The sequence below is a fragment of the Aeromonas sp. QDB18 genome (assembly GCF_027705325.1).
Lineage (GTDB): Bacteria > Pseudomonadota > Gammaproteobacteria > Enterobacterales > Aeromonadaceae > Aeromonas > Aeromonas caviae.
Genome location: NZ_JAPDBQ010000117.1, coordinates 1 through 13527 on the forward strand (window position 1 = coordinate 1; position 13527 = coordinate 13527).

At 65.0% G+C, this 13527-nt stretch carries 11 protein-coding genes and 1 pseudogene; 4 read left to right on the plus strand and 8 right to left on the minus strand.

Features of this window, described 5'->3' with window-relative positions; translation table 11 throughout:
- Positions 1–379 (plus strand): annotated as a pseudogene (locus OKC30_RS15700) (IS5 family transposase); the annotation flags it as partial.
- Positions 380–442: 63 nt separating this feature from the next.
- Positions 443–574 carry a transposase gene (locus OKC30_RS21435; protein ID WP_333563107.1) on the plus strand — a complete coding sequence of 44 codons (132 nt, stop codon included), beginning with the start codon at positions 443–445 and terminating at the stop codon, positions 572–574.
- Positions 575–777: 203 nt separating this feature from the next.
- Here OKC30_RS21435 and OKC30_RS15705 read toward each other — a convergent pair whose 3' ends face one another.
- On the minus strand, positions 778–3180 hold the full coding sequence (locus OKC30_RS15705; RefSeq protein ID WP_160838432.1) for a DNA polymerase II: 2403 nt from the start codon (positions 3178–3180) through the stop codon (positions 778–780).
- Between the two features lie 347 nt (positions 3181–3527).
- Between OKC30_RS15705 and OKC30_RS15710 the strand changes: the two genes are divergently transcribed.
- On the plus strand, positions 3528–4301 hold the full coding sequence (locus tag OKC30_RS15710) for a pirin family protein (protein WP_270662163.1): 774 nt from the start codon (positions 3528–3530) through the stop codon (positions 4299–4301).
- Between the two features lie 60 nt (positions 4302–4361).
- On the opposite strand, the gene OKC30_RS15715 is transcribed toward OKC30_RS15710, so the two are convergent.
- The 4 genes from OKC30_RS15715 to OKC30_RS15730 all read right to left on the minus strand — a co-directional run bounded on the left by OKC30_RS15715 (position 4362) and on the right by OKC30_RS15730 (position 8657).
- Positions 4362–5222: a PA4780 family RIO1-like protein kinase gene (locus tag OKC30_RS15715; RefSeq protein ID WP_029314478.1), complete on the minus strand. Its 861-nt coding sequence runs from the start codon at positions 5220–5222 to the stop codon at positions 4362–4364.
- Between the two features lie 94 nt (positions 5223–5316).
- Complete coding sequence (locus OKC30_RS15720; protein WP_270666742.1) at positions 5317–6312, minus strand: LpxL/LpxP family acyltransferase; 996 nt, start codon at positions 6310–6312, stop codon at positions 5317–5319.
- Positions 6313–6466: 154 nt separating this feature from the next.
- Positions 6467–7456, minus strand: coding sequence for a lipid A biosynthesis (KDO)2-(lauroyl)-lipid IVA acyltransferase (locus OKC30_RS15725; protein ID WP_010674623.1), 990 nt, complete (start codon positions 7454–7456; stop codon positions 6467–6469).
- Positions 7457–7676: 220 nt separating this feature from the next.
- Positions 7677–8657 (minus strand): TDT family transporter, encoded by a 981-nt coding sequence (locus OKC30_RS15730; protein ID WP_160838434.1) that lies wholly within the window; start codon positions 8655–8657, stop codon positions 7677–7679.
- Between the two features lie 103 nt (positions 8658–8760).
- On the opposite strand from OKC30_RS15730, the gene OKC30_RS15735 reads away from it, so the two are divergent.
- Positions 8761–9645 (plus strand): LysR substrate-binding domain-containing protein, encoded by an 885-nt coding sequence (locus OKC30_RS15735; protein WP_010674621.1) that lies wholly within the window; start codon positions 8761–8763, stop codon positions 9643–9645.
- 85 nt (positions 9646–9730) lie between these two features.
- Here the strand turns inward: OKC30_RS15735 and OKC30_RS15740 are convergent, their stop codons facing one another.
- From OKC30_RS15740 to OKC30_RS15750, 3 genes are all read right to left on the minus strand, one after another.
- Positions 9731–10708 (minus strand): Gfo/Idh/MocA family protein, encoded by a 978-nt coding sequence (locus OKC30_RS15740; protein WP_052816399.1) that lies wholly within the window; start codon positions 10706–10708, stop codon positions 9731–9733.
- 35 nt (positions 10709–10743) lie between these two features.
- A complete protein-coding gene (gene nfo, locus OKC30_RS15745) occupies positions 10744–11601 on the minus strand; it encodes a deoxyribonuclease IV (RefSeq protein WP_160838438.1) in 858 nt (285 codons plus the stop codon).
- 169 nt (positions 11602–11770) lie between these two features.
- The gene (locus OKC30_RS15750) at positions 11771–13435 is read right to left on the minus strand and encodes a glycoside hydrolase family 3 protein (protein ID WP_442865697.1); all 1665 of its coding nucleotides are present in this window, start codon (positions 13433–13435) and stop codon (positions 11771–11773) included.
- Between the last annotated feature and the right edge of the window lie 92 nt (positions 13436–13527).

The following is a 13527-nucleotide window of genomic DNA, read 5'->3' on the forward strand; positions in this document are numbered from 1 at the left end:
CCATGGCAGAATATGACCGCTGTCATCGAGCCGTTTTATCCCAAGGCGGGCAATGGCCGACGGCCCTATCCGCTGGAGACCATGCTGCGTATTCACTGCATGCAGCATTGGTACAACCTGAGCGACGGTGCCATGGAAGATGCCCTATACGAAATCGCCTCCATGCGCCTGTTTGCCCGATTATCCCTGGATAGCGCCCTGCCGGATCGCACCACCATCATGAATTTCCGCCACCTGCTCGAGCAGCATCAACTGGCCCGTCAATTGTTCAAGACCATCGGCCGAAGCAGGCGTCATGATGACCCGAGGCACTTTGGTGGATGCCACCATCATTGAGGCACCCAGCTCTACCAAGAACAAAGAGCAGCAACGCGATCCGGTGAGGTATCCTGATTTTCACAGACAGTCGCGATTGTTACGATGAGACAATCGGGGGTATTGAATGAAATCGAGAGAACACTATTCACCAGAGTTTCGGGCAGAGGCGGTTCGACTGGTGTTGGAGCAAGGCCTTGGCCAAGGGAAGGTGCGAATAAGTCATATGGCACGAGAGCATTTACTGGTAACCCATTGATATTAAATGACTAAAATTTTCATTTTTTGTTCGTGGGATACTTGTTCGCACTTTCCTTAAGTGAACAGCATTGCGCTTGATAGCGGGCTTTTTGCATTGGTCGGCTCAGACCCCCGCTCTCCCCCATCATCTGCCTCACTATGTTCCCTCTGGCCCGCGGGCAGCCATTGTCGTGCCATGGCCGCCGCGTTTACCTCGCTTCGTCAGAAGAGATCGAGCTGCTGGCCGCAGATCCGCTCGAACGACTCCCCCACAAAGGGAAGGATGGCGTCGGCGATGGGCCTGAGCTGCTTGTCGATGTAGTGCTCGTAGTCGACGGCGCTGCGCCGGTACTCCAAAGGCTCGGGGCCGTTCAGGGTCATCAGGTAGGCGATGGTGCCCCTGTGCTGATAACGCTGGGGCAGGCCGCGGCGCAGATTCTCCTCATCCGCCAGGCGCGCCGCCCGCACATGGGGCGGCACGTTCTTCTGATACTCCTCGAGTTTCTGGCGCAGCCGCTTGCGGTAGATGAGCAGATCGTCGTGACGGCCGGCCCGGGTCTCGTCCACCATGGTGCGCACATAACTGCTGGGATCCTGGTCGTGGAACACCATTTCGTAGAGCCGGGTCTGGAATGCCTTGGCAAGGGGTGTCCAGTCGGTGCGCACCGTCTCCAGCCCCTTGAACACCAGGTGCTCCCCTTCCCCTTCGCCCACCAGTCCCGCATAGCGTTTCTTGCTCCCCTTCTCCAGCCCGCGAATGGTGGGCATCAGGAAACGGCGGTAGTGGGTCTCGTACTGGATCTCCAGATGGCTCGGCAGGTCGAACTCCCGCCTTATCAGCGCGGCCCAGTTGTCGTTGATCATCTTCGCCAGTCGCTGGCCAATCTCGTCCGCCTGTTCGAGACGGATATCGCTCCCCAGGTGCACGAAGGTGGAATCGGTATCCCCATAGATCACCTCGAACCCTTCTGCCTCTATCCACTCCCGGGTCTGCTGCATGATGCCGTGGCCCCGCAAGGTGATGGAGGAGGCGAGCCTCGGGTCATAGAAGCGGCAGCCCCCCGACCCCAGCACCCCGTAGAAGGAGTTCATGATGATCTTGATGGCCTGGGAGAGGGCCTTGTTACTGGCGGCCTTGGCCCGATCCCGCGCCGCCCAGAGGGTGGCGATGAGATCCGGCAGGAAGTGGCGGGTTCGGGAGAACAGGGCGCCGCGAAAGCCTGGAATGGCGTTATCCGGGTGTTTGAGCCCCTCCACCAGCCCCATGGGGTCGATGCAGAAGGTGCGGATGATGCTGGGATAGAGGCTCTTGAAGTCGAGCACCAGCACGTGGCGATAGAGCCCCGGCTTGGAGTCCATCACATAGCCGCCGGGGCTTGCGAGCCCGCCATCTGCCGGCAGGTTGGGCGCCACATAGCCACCGCGGTGCAGCCGTGGCAGATAGAGGTTGGTGAACGCCGCCACCGACCCGCCCACCCGGTCGAGCTCAAGACCGGTGAGGGAGGCGCGCTCGATGGCGAAGGGGATGAGGTGGCAGAAATCGAAGATCTCCCACACCAGCCTGCAATCTTCCAGGTTGTAGCGGGCCAGCGCCTCCTTGTCGGAGTGGAACAGCTCGGTGATCTTCTCCCCCCGGTTGGCCACGTCCTCGATGTCCTTGCCCCGCCCGAGCAGCTCGCTCGCCACCGCATCCAGGCTGTAGCTCGGGAACTGCCAGGTGGCGCTCTTGAGGGTATCGATGCCGTCCAGCACCATGCGCCCCGGGATGATGACGTTGCCGCTCTGGGGGTCGTTTCGGGACGAGCGCCAGAAGCAGAGCTCCCGCCCGCGCCCGAGCCGCAGCCGCCGCTTGTGGAGTTCGGTGCGGCGCAGCAGCAGGCGAAAGTCGAAATTCACCACGTTCCAGCCGATGACGAGATCGGGATCGTGCAGGCTGAACCAGCCCTCCAAGGCAGCGAGCAGGGCTGGCTCGTCCGCCACCCACTCGACGGGGGTCTCCCAGTCCTGCGAGTCCGGCTCCGGGGCACCAATCATGATGACCCGCGCGTCCTCTTCGCTATGAAGCCCCACCGAGAAGAGAGTGCCATCCATGGCGCACTCCACGTCCAGGGAGACCCAGGAGAGGGTCGGCGTCACCGCCTTCGGCGCACAGCGCGCCTCGTTTACCTCCCAGTAACCCTGCCTGCCCCCCTTGCGCCTCGCCTTGCCGTCAAAGCGCATCCCGGCGGTGATGAAGCGCTCCATGAGAAAGCGCTCGGGCAGGCGGATATCCGCCTCGAAGTGCTCCAAACCACGGATGAGCAGCAGCTCGATGGCGCGGTGAAAGGCGCTCAGGGTGGCAAAGTAGCAGCCCACCACCCGGCTCCCCTCGAAGGTGTGCATGGGGAGGCGGCGAAAACGCCCCCTCACCCCGGCCCCCTTGAAGAGCTCTGCCGCCTCCTCCAAGTGGCGTTCCGGCAGGAAGAAGACCGGCTCCTGCCCCGGCACCACCACCCGTACCGGTCCCTGTGCGCTCCAGAGCCACATCACGATCTCGGTACGCCCCTGCACATCCCGACCATGGCGGGTCAGGATGAAGCCGTCGAGCGGCGGGGTCACGGGAGGGAGGGGCTGGATGTCGGTCATGCAGGTGGTCGGGCTCAAGAGTGGGATGGGACTATTGTACGTTCATACAGTACCCGGCTGCAATTGCCGGGCTGGGCCCTCAGGGCAGGCGCTGTGCCCCGTCTTTGCCATCCGGCGCCGGATTGGGGCATAGTAACCTCGGCATCACTCACCGGCACCGGGCGAGACGGCATGTCCGTCCCCCTGCAGACGCAGCCACCTGCGCGCGCGTACGCCAACCTTTTCCTCGACAAGGAGCACCCCATGACACAACAGTGGCAACGCATTGCCTCCCGTCTCACCGATGTGGGCGGCATCCCGGTGGCTCGCGCCATCCCGGTCAAAGAGCGGCGCACCATCGGGCCCTGGTGTTTTCTCGATCATATCGGCCCGACCCGCTTTGCCCCCGGCGCCCCCGGCATGGATGTGGGGCCCCCCCCCACATCGCCCTGCAGACCTTCACCTGGATGCTGGAGGGGGAGATCCTCCACCGGGACAGCCTGGGCAGCAAGCAGGTGATCCGTCCGGGCCAGGTGAACCTGATGACCGCAGGACGGGGCATCGCCCACACCGAGGAGTCGGTCCCGAACCAGCCCGATCTGCACGCCGCCCAGCTCTGGATAGCCCTGCCCGAGGCGGATCAGCATACCCCGCCCCGCTTCGATCACTACCCGACGCTCCCCCGCTGGCAGCAAGGGGAGATCACCCTCACCCTGCTCATCGGCGAGCACGGCGGCCGGCGCGCCCCCACCCTGCACTTCTCCCCCATTCTGGGGCTGGATCTGCACGCCCCCGAGGGAGGCGAGATCACCCTCCCCCTGGATCCCTCCTTCGAGCACGGCCTCTTTCCCCTCGCGGGGGAGACCATCGTCGCAGGGGAGGTCCTGGCCCCGGAGCAGCTGCTCTACCTGCACCCCGGCAACCGGGAGGTGGTGCTGACCTTGCGCCCGGGTGCCCGGCTGCTGCTCATCGGCGGCGAGCCCCTGCCCAGACCGCTGCAGATCTGGTGGAACTTCGTGAGCGTCGACAAGGAGGCCATTCGCACCGCCGCCGCCGACTGGGAGAGCGGTCATCCGCGCTTTGGCGAGGTGACGGGTTACCAGGGGCCTCGTCTCAAGGCGCCGCCCCTGACCGGGCTCTGAGCCAGGGTTTCAAAACAAAAGAGCGCCCATGGCGCTCTTGTTGATTGGGATGAAGGCCCGTCAGGACTCCTCTTCCTGCTCCGCCTGCAACCTGGCCCGGCGGGCCATGGCCTCCTCCTGGGCACTCTCTATCTCGTGCAGCACGCCATCCAGATCGATGGCCTCCCGGCTCTCTTCGAACAGGCCGGTGAGCTCGGTCTCGGGGCCCAGCTTGCCATCCTCGAACAAGGACCACATCTCCCGGGCATACCGGGTCTTGAGCAGCTCGGGGGCATACATGCCGTAGTAGTTGCGCATGTTGTCGACATCCCGCTCCAGCATGGCCCTGGCCTGGTTGTTGGCGGCGGCATCCACCACCTGGGGCAGGTCGATGATGACGGGCCCCTCTTCATCCACCAGCACGTTGAACTCCGAGAGATCCCCGTGAATGAGCCCGGCGCAGAGCATGCGCACCACGTAGCGGATCACCTTGCCATGATCCACCAGAGCCTGCTCACGGGTCAGGGCCACGTCGTTGAGACGGGGAGCGACGTTGCCGTCGGCGTCGGTGATGAGCTCCATCAGCAGCACGCCATCGAGGCAGACATAGGGCCTGGGCACCCGCACCCCGGCCGCCGCCAGCTTGAACAGGGCATCCACCTCGGTGTTCTGCCACACCTCTTCGTGCTGCTTGCGACCGTACTTGGAGCCCTTCTCCATGGCGCGGGCATCGCGGCTGCTGCGCACCCGTCGCCCTTCCTGATAGACCACGGCCTGCTTGAAGCTGCGCTTTGACGCCTCTTTGTAGACCTTGGCGCAGCGGATCTCGTCGCCGCAGCGCACCACATAGACGTCGGCCTCTTTGCCGCTCATCAGCCGGCTGATGACATCGTCTACCAGGCCGTCATCAACCAGAGGTTGGATTCGATTTGGAATTTTCATGACCGCCCTTTTACCCTATTTGCACCTTGTTTGCACCTGTTTGCTGGTGGCCTGCCACCCCTGTCAGAAACGGCCCGCAAGGGGGCTGTGTCGATCAAGGTTCCGGTGGCAGCCCCTGGCGGATGCGGCGGATCCCCAACTCGTAGAGACCGTCTTCGCCCTGATCGTGCTCCTGGGTTTCGAAGATCTTGAGAAACCACATGTACTGCTCGGGGAAGCGGCCAAGCTGCTGCTCCACCATGCGGTTCATCTGGTTGACGTCCGCTACCAGATCCGCGGTGGGATAAGGGTCGAACGGCGCCTCGATCTCCAGCCGGTAGCACCCCTCGCCCTCGTCGTAGCAGGCCAGAATGGGCACGGCGCGGGCACCGGTCAGCTTCACCAGTTTGGGCAGGGCCGGCAGGGTCGCCTTGGGGTGGTTGAAGAAGGGCACGAAGAGGCTCGCCTCCCGGCCGTGATCCTGATCCGGCAGATAGAAAAAGCTGTCGCCGCTGCGCAGGGCCTTGATGGCGGGCTTGATGCCGACGCTGCGCTCGTAGATACGCCCACCCTTGCTGCGCTCGCGGTTGATGTACCAGTCGAACACCGCATCCTTGGGGCTTTTCATCATGGTGCACATCTTGATCCCCTGGAGGGGGAAGTAGCGGCCAATCATGTCCACCGCCCAGGTGTGGGGCACCACGAAGATCATGGGGCGACCGGCTGCCCGCTCCGCCTCCACGTGCTCCCAGCCGCTCACCTTGACGCGCCCCTTGAGGAAGTCGGGGCTGCGCCAGGTCAGCTCGCCAAAGCCCAGGAAGGTCTTGAGCCCCACCCGGATGGATTTCAGCAGCAGGGCCTGACGGCCCGCCTCGTCGAGATGGGGGAAGCAGATCTTGAGGTTGGTGTCGGCGATGTAGGCCTGCTTCCTGGAGACGCGCAGCAGCAGGGGGGCCAGGTAGTCGGCCAGCTTGTCCCGTGCCCTTGCCGGCACCCAGGCCAGCAGGGAGAGCAGAGCGACGGCCAGCCAGCTGCCCCACAGACGGGGGTGCAGCAGGCGCGGATGAAAAGAGGTGTCAAACACCGGATCTTGTGCGGACATGGTCGCCATCGAATCATCAAAACAGAGCGTCATTTTAGTGATCCTGACAACTTTTTCTACCCTGCCCTGCACAGCGCCCCCGCGCCAAGTCACTGATCAGACAAGTTAGAAATAAAAAGTGGCCCGCTTGGGGCCACATTTTTGCACCGGGTGAGCGCAAGGCTCAGGGGTGAGGAGCAAGGCCCCGGCGGATGCGCCGGATCCCCTCTTCGTAGAGGCCATCCGGCCCCACCTGATCCTCACGGGTGTCGAAGATCTTGAGGAACCACATGTACTGGCCCGGGTGGCGGCAGAGCTGGCGCTCCACGCTGTCGTTCATGCGGCAGGTATCCGCCATCAGATCCCCGCTCGGGTAGTCGGCGTAGGGAGCCTCGACCTCCAACCGGTAGCCGTGCGCCTGCTCGTCATAGCAGGCCAGCACCGGCAGGGCCCGGGCGCCGGTCAGCTTCACCAGCCGTGGCAGGGCCGGCAACGTCGCCTTGGGGTGGTTGAAGAAGGGGGCGAACAGGCTTGCCTCCCGGCCGTGATCCTGATCCGGCAGATAGAAGAAGCTCAGACCGGATTTCACCGCCTTGATCACCGGCTTGATGCCGGCGCTGCGCTCATAGACGCGGCAGCCGTGCCGGGCCCGCGCGCCGTTGATGTGCCAGTCGAACACCGGGTTGCGGGCGCTCTTCATCATGGTGCACATGGGCAGGCCCCGCTGGGCAAAGTAGTAGCCCGCCGCGTCGATGGGCCAGCTGTGGGGCACCACCAGGATCACCGGTCGGCCAGCGGCCTGCTCCGCCTCGATATGTTCCCAGCCGCTGACCTGGATCCGCCCCATCACGTGGGCGGGGCTGCGCCAGGTGAACTCGCCAAAGCCCAGCAGGCTCTTGAGGCCGACCCGGATGGAGGTCATCAGGATGGCCTCCCGCTCGGCCTCGCTCTTCTCCTTGAAGCAGATGGCGAGGTTGGTCCTGGCGATGTAGATCTGCTTCTTCGAGATGGCGCATACCAGGGGCGTCAGAGCATCGGCCAGGCGATCCCGCCAGCGCGGGGGAACGAAGGCGAGCACACCGATGGCGCCGAGGGCGAGCCAGCTCAACCAGTAACGGGGGTGCAGCAGACGAGGCTGGAATCGGGCGTCAAACACGGGATCAGATGAGGACATGGGGCACGACAAAACAATGGGAAGATAAAGTGGCGCGCATCGTGACAGGTATTACCAGTTAACGCCAACTGAATGTCGCCTGTATGGGCAACTATTTAAGCCACTTCACGGATTGACAAAATTAATCTGCTTCATTTGATTCCCCTCTGTGTCACTGCATCACGAACGGCAGACCCCGCACGGGCGGGGTCGATGACAAGGGGGTAAGAAAACCTTGTGCCTAGCGGCGTGCGGGCTGCCCCGTCAGGTCATCCTGCATGACCGGCAGGAAGAACATCAGGTAACGCAGGGCCACGTAACCCACTACCAGGGTGGCCACCCCCAGCTCCAGATAGGCCAGCTGATGGAGCTGCTCGGCATAGCGGGCCGCCTGTGGCCACTGCGACAGCAGGTGACTCACCTTGAACAGGGCGGTGGCCCCGATCACCAGGGGGAAGGTGAAAGCGGCGTAACCTGGCGAGAACGGCAGGCGCAGCAGCTTGATGAAGGCCAGGTAGATGATGCCGGTCATCAGCACGGCAATCCCGAGCAGCACCGCCACCAGCAGCAGGGAGGGATCCTGGCTCACGGTGAGGTAGCCGGCCAGCGACAGGCTCGCCGGGGCGGCCAGGATGGCGATGGTGGGCTTGGCGGCATCCGGCACCTCGTGGCTGAAGATGAGGCGATAGAGAATCAGCGGCAGCATCAGGCCGTAACAGGCCATGCCGAACCAGAGCAGGCCGGTGGCCAGGGATGCGAAGGGACCGCCCGGGTAGGCCACGTCAGCCACGATGATCCCCACCGGCGGCACGAACCAGCTCGGCACCATGTGATGGATTTCAAACGCTTTGGCCCTGTGCCAGACGAAGGTGGCGAGGAAGACGAGGTGGACGATGACCGCAAACAGCCAGAGCCCCTGCCCCAGCGTCGGGGCGAGCAGGCCGACCGCCTTGGAGACCACCATGGTCCCCATGGCGTAGGTGGGCACCACGCTGCCCACCACGGGATGGGCGAGATCCTGCCACAGCAGGCGCGGGTGGATCAGGAACTTGAAGGTCAGGACGAGGAGCAGCACGGCGGCGATGGCGGCCCCCAGCAGTTGCAGACGGCCATCGAACTGACCGGCATTTTCCCAGCACCAGCCGAGGCTGGCGATCCCCAGAGCCAGACCGGCCATGGGGGTCGGGGCGGCGGCCAGGGAGCGGCGGGTTCTTGCGATCATGGCGGATACCCTCTTGATGATGACGATGGGCATAGGATAAAGGGGGTCTATCGTTTACGATATCTAAATGAATTGAACTTAGCGTTTAGGAAAATCAAACGATATGAAGCTCACCCTGCAACAACTCAAGGTGTTTGCCACCATCGCCCGCCACGGCAACCTGGGGGGCGCCGCCAATGAACTCTGCCTGAGCAAGGGGGCCGTCTCCCAGTCGCTGCAGGAGCTGGAGCGCCAGCTCGCCACGCCCCTGTTCGATCGGGTGCACCCGAGGCTTCAGCTCAACAGCGAGGGGCGCCTGCTGCAACCGGCCGCCGAGGAGCTGCTGACCCGGATGCAGGAGATAGAGCAGCTCTTCAGCCCCGATGCCGAGCCGAGCGGCCAGCTGCACCTCGGGGCCAGCCAAACCATCGGCAACTACCTGCTGCCCGCCCTGCTGGCGGAGGGGGCCCAGGAGCTGGGAGCCGCCCCCAGGGTCACCATCGCCAACACCCACCTCCTGTGCCATGCCCTCGCCCACTTCGAACTGGATCTCGCCCTCATCGAGGGGGAGAACCACCACCCGGACCTGGTGAGCGAACCCTGGCTGGAGGACGAGATGCTCATCATCGCCGCCCCCGGTCACCCCCTGGCGGATCAGCTCGAGCTGCCCCTGCGCCGGCTTGCCGGGGAAACCTGGGTGCTGCGCGAGGCGCAATCCGGCAGCCGCGAGCAGTTCGAGCAGCAGCTCCAGCCCCACCTGCCCCGCTGGCAGGCGGGGATAGAGCTCAATACCCTGGAGGCGGTGATGCTGGCGGTGGAGAAGGGGCTCGGCATCTCCTTCATCTCCCGCCTCGCGGTGGCGGACCGGCTGGCACAGGGGCGCCTGGTGGCCCTCACCCCGAGTCGCCGCTTCCCCCGCCAGCTCTCCCTCGTCTGGCACAAGCAGAAGTTCCACTCCGTCGCCCTGCGCCGCTTCCTGGCCTTCTGCCGCGCCCAGACCCTGGCGTGAGAAACCCTTCGGATGCGACAAGGGCGCCATTGGCGCCCTTGTCGTTCAGCCGATGCTCCCCTCGGCCCTCAGCCCTTCCCCGGCCTCAGCCGGCGAGTCCCCCTTCAATCCAGCCGAGCACCTGCCGGGTCACGGCCTGGGGCACCCAGGGGGAGTCCAGCAGCCGGTGGCGCAGGCAATCGGCGAAGTGATCCGCCTCGTGCTGCATGCCGCCCCCCTCCACCGGCAGATAGATGTCCGCCGGCCAGATGACGGGAGCAGGCCCCCCTTGCCAGCGAATGTGCTGGGGATTCCACCACTTGCCCTCGATGACCAGGCGCCACCCCTCCCCGGACAAGGACGCTTCCCGCTCGAGATCCTCGATGATGGAGGCCCCGAGTTCGGCCCGAAACGGCTCATCGAACGTGAAGCTGGCGGCGAGATCCACCTCCCCCGGAGCCCGCGTCAGCGTCACCTCGGGGGCGGGGCAGCCCAGCCCCAGCCGATGGCAGAGGGCGGCATGGAGCCAGAGGGGATAGACCCCCACGTCCCAGGCAGCGCCGCCATCCAGCGCCGGATCGAACAGCTTGCCCACCCTGGGCTGGGTCGAACCGAACGCCGCCCGCAGCTCGCGCGGCGGCGGCAGCAGGGGCAGGCGCTGCAACAGGGCGCGCATGGCGGGAAAGCACATCACCTTCATGGCCTCGAGCAGCAGCAGGCCGCGTGCGTGGGCGAGCGCCACCAGGGCGTCCCAATCCGCCACCCGGGTCACCGCCGGTTTTTCCACCAGTACGTGCTTGCCCGCCAGCAGCATCTGCCTCACCAGGCCCGCGTGCTCCGGGTGGATGACCGCCACATAGACGGCCTCCACCTCGGGGCTGGCGGCCAGGGCCTCATAGCTGCCATAGGCGTGGGGCAGCCCCAGATCCCGGGCGAACTCGTCCGCCCGTCCCTGGTCCCGAGCGGCGATGGCCACCACCTCGGCTCCCCTGGCGTGCCCGTTCACATCGCGGCAAAAACGCCGGGCGATGGCCCCCGCCCCGGCAATGCCAAAGCGCAGGGGCGCCCTTGTCTCGTCGTGCATCGTCTCTCCTTGCTACCCAATGGTGGACCCCGGCATCACGCCGGGCGCGGGCTCCCGGCCAGGCTGCGCAGCCAGCTTATCTCCTCGCCCCAGATGGACTCGTCGATGGTCTCGAGGATAAGCGGGATGCCGTCGAAACGGTCGTCGTTCATGATGTGGTGGAACACCGCCTCGCCGAGGTTGCCCTCCCGCAGGCTGTGGTGACGGTCGACCCGACTACCGAAGGTACACTTGGCGCCGTTGATATGCATCCCCTTGAGGTACTGGAACCCCACGATGCGGTCGAAGTCGGCAAACACCGCCTCGCACCCCTCGGGGGTACGCAGATCGTAACCGGCGGCGAAGGCGTGGCAGGTGTCAAAGCAGACGCCGACCCGACTCTTGTCCTCTACTCCGTCGATGAGGGTGGCCAGATGCTCGAACGACCAGCCGAGGTTGGTGCCCTGGCCTGCGGTATTCTCGATCACCGCCGTCACCCCTTCGCTGCGCTCCAGCGCCCAGTTGACGGACTCGCTCACGAGCTTGAGGCTCACCGCCTCGGGGATCTGCTTGAGATGGCTGCCCGGGTGGAAGTTCAGGTAGCACAGCCCCAGTTGCTCGCAGCGCTTCATCTCGTCCAGGAACGCATCCCGGGACTTGGCGAGGGCATCGGGGTCGGGATGACCCAGGTTGATGAGGTAGCTGTCGTGGGGCAGGATCTGCTCGGGGCGAAAGCCCTCCTTCTCGCAGGCGGCCTTGAAGGCGCGAATGCTGGCCTCGGAGAGGGGCGCCGCCTGCCACTGGCGCTGGTTCTTGGTAAACAGGGCGAAGGCGTTGGCCCCGATGGCTTTGGCCCGGGCGATGGTGTTTTCCACCCCGCCCGCCGCACTGACGTGGGCTCCGATAAATTTCATCTCATCTCCTGTGCACTGTGACCGGGTGCCTGCCGCGTTGGCCACCGCACCCGTTGCCGGGGCGCCATTATGCCCAAGCCAACCCCTTGCGCCAAACCGGGATTGTCGATGGGGGCAATGGAAAAGGCGCCCGAAGGCGCCTTGATGAGAGACAGAACATCCCTGTCCGTCAATAGGCCAGACCGACCCCGTAGGGATAGAGCGGGCTTTGTGAGTCCTTGGCCACGTCCGGGGACTGGGCCAGCACCGCCTGCCAGCTCGAGGGCAGCTCGAAGGGGAGCTTGCCGCGTGCCTTCTGGGTGCCGCTCATGACATCGAACAGGGCCTGATCCAGGGCGCCGAAGTTGACGAGCAGCACCCGGGCCGACGGGGCGACCTCGGTCAGGATGGCGGGCCTGTCCAGATAGACGGAGAGCACCAGGGGCACCCCGGCCTGCTCGATGGCCTGGATGGCGGCATAGTCATCCGCGCCGCGGTAGACCCCTTCATGGGCCGTCTCCTGCACCACCTGATCATTGCTGGCAAAACCGAGCTGACCGAAGTGGATGCTGCCAAACGGGAAGCGGGGATCCTGCTCGCCCGGGGCGTTGACCCGCACGATGGCAAGCTCCGCGTCGGTCAGGTTCGTCACCACCGTATAGCCGTTGGCCCTGGCCACCTCGGCGTTGACATTGTGCAGATAGACCCGCTTGCCGTCCGCCTTCAGCGGCAGCAGGGCCCCCTCGTTCTTCAGCAACACGTGAGACGCGGCCTGGGCGGCCTGGGCTTCCTGCTGGAACTCGGTCTTGCCCACCAGGGCCACCGCGGCCTCGGCATCCACATAGGGATTCTCGAAGAGCCCGAGGGCAAACTTCTGGGCCAGGATCCGCTCGGCCGAAGTGGTGATGGCCGCCTCGGTCACCAGACCGCTCTGCACCGCCGCCAGCAGGGGCGCCGGATCTTCCACGCCACCGAACTGATCCACCCCGGCGTCGATGGCCTTGGCATAGCGCTCGGCCTTGGTGAGCTTCTCCACGCCCCAGGACATGCCAAAGGGCACGGTCCAGGGGCTCACCCCGGCATTGACTTCATCCTGGGTCAGCCCCTGCTCGCAGCGGCTGTCACAGTCATTGACGATGCCCCAGTCGCTCAGCACCACGCCGTCAAACTTGAAGTGACCCCGCAACAGATCCGTGATGATCTGGCGGTTGAAGCCAAACCCCACCTCCTCGACGGGCTGCCCATCCTGGATCAGTCCCAGGGGCATGGCGTAATAGGGCATCACGGCGGCTACCCTGGCCTCGAAGGCGCCCTCGAAGGGCACCAGGTGGTAGGCAAACTGGCCGCCGGGGTAGATCTGCTCCTTGCCCCAGGGGTTGTGGGCATCCAGCCCGTCCTTCTGGGGACCGGCCCCGGCGAAGTGCTTGACCACGGTGACCACGCTCTCCTTGCCTATCCCCTCGCTCCCCTGCTGGAAGCCCTCGATGTAGGCCTTGACCAGGGACTTGGCGAGCAGGTTGTCTTCCCCGAAGGTGCCGTTGATGCGGCCCCAGCGCGGCTCGGTCGCGAGATCCGCCTGGGGCGAGAGGGCCTCGTGGATGCCGACGGCACGGTACTCCTGACGGGCGATGTCGCCAAAGCGCTGCACCAGGGCAGCATCGCCGATGGCGGCCAGCCCCAGGGTCTCGGGCCACTGGGAGAAGGCCCCGGCACCGATGCTGGTGGCGTTGGGATCATGGGTGAAGTGGTTGCGGGGATCCGTGCTCACCGTCATGGGGATGCCGAATCCCACCCCTTCCAGCAGGGCCTGCAGGGTGTTGTTGTCTGCGGCGATGGCCGCCGGATCACCGGCCATGCGGGTGATGAAGGTGTAACCGTTCACCGGGAGGATGTTGACAACAACTCTTCCGGGAGCGGGTAGTCTGTTTTCTCTATGCAGGCACTGAC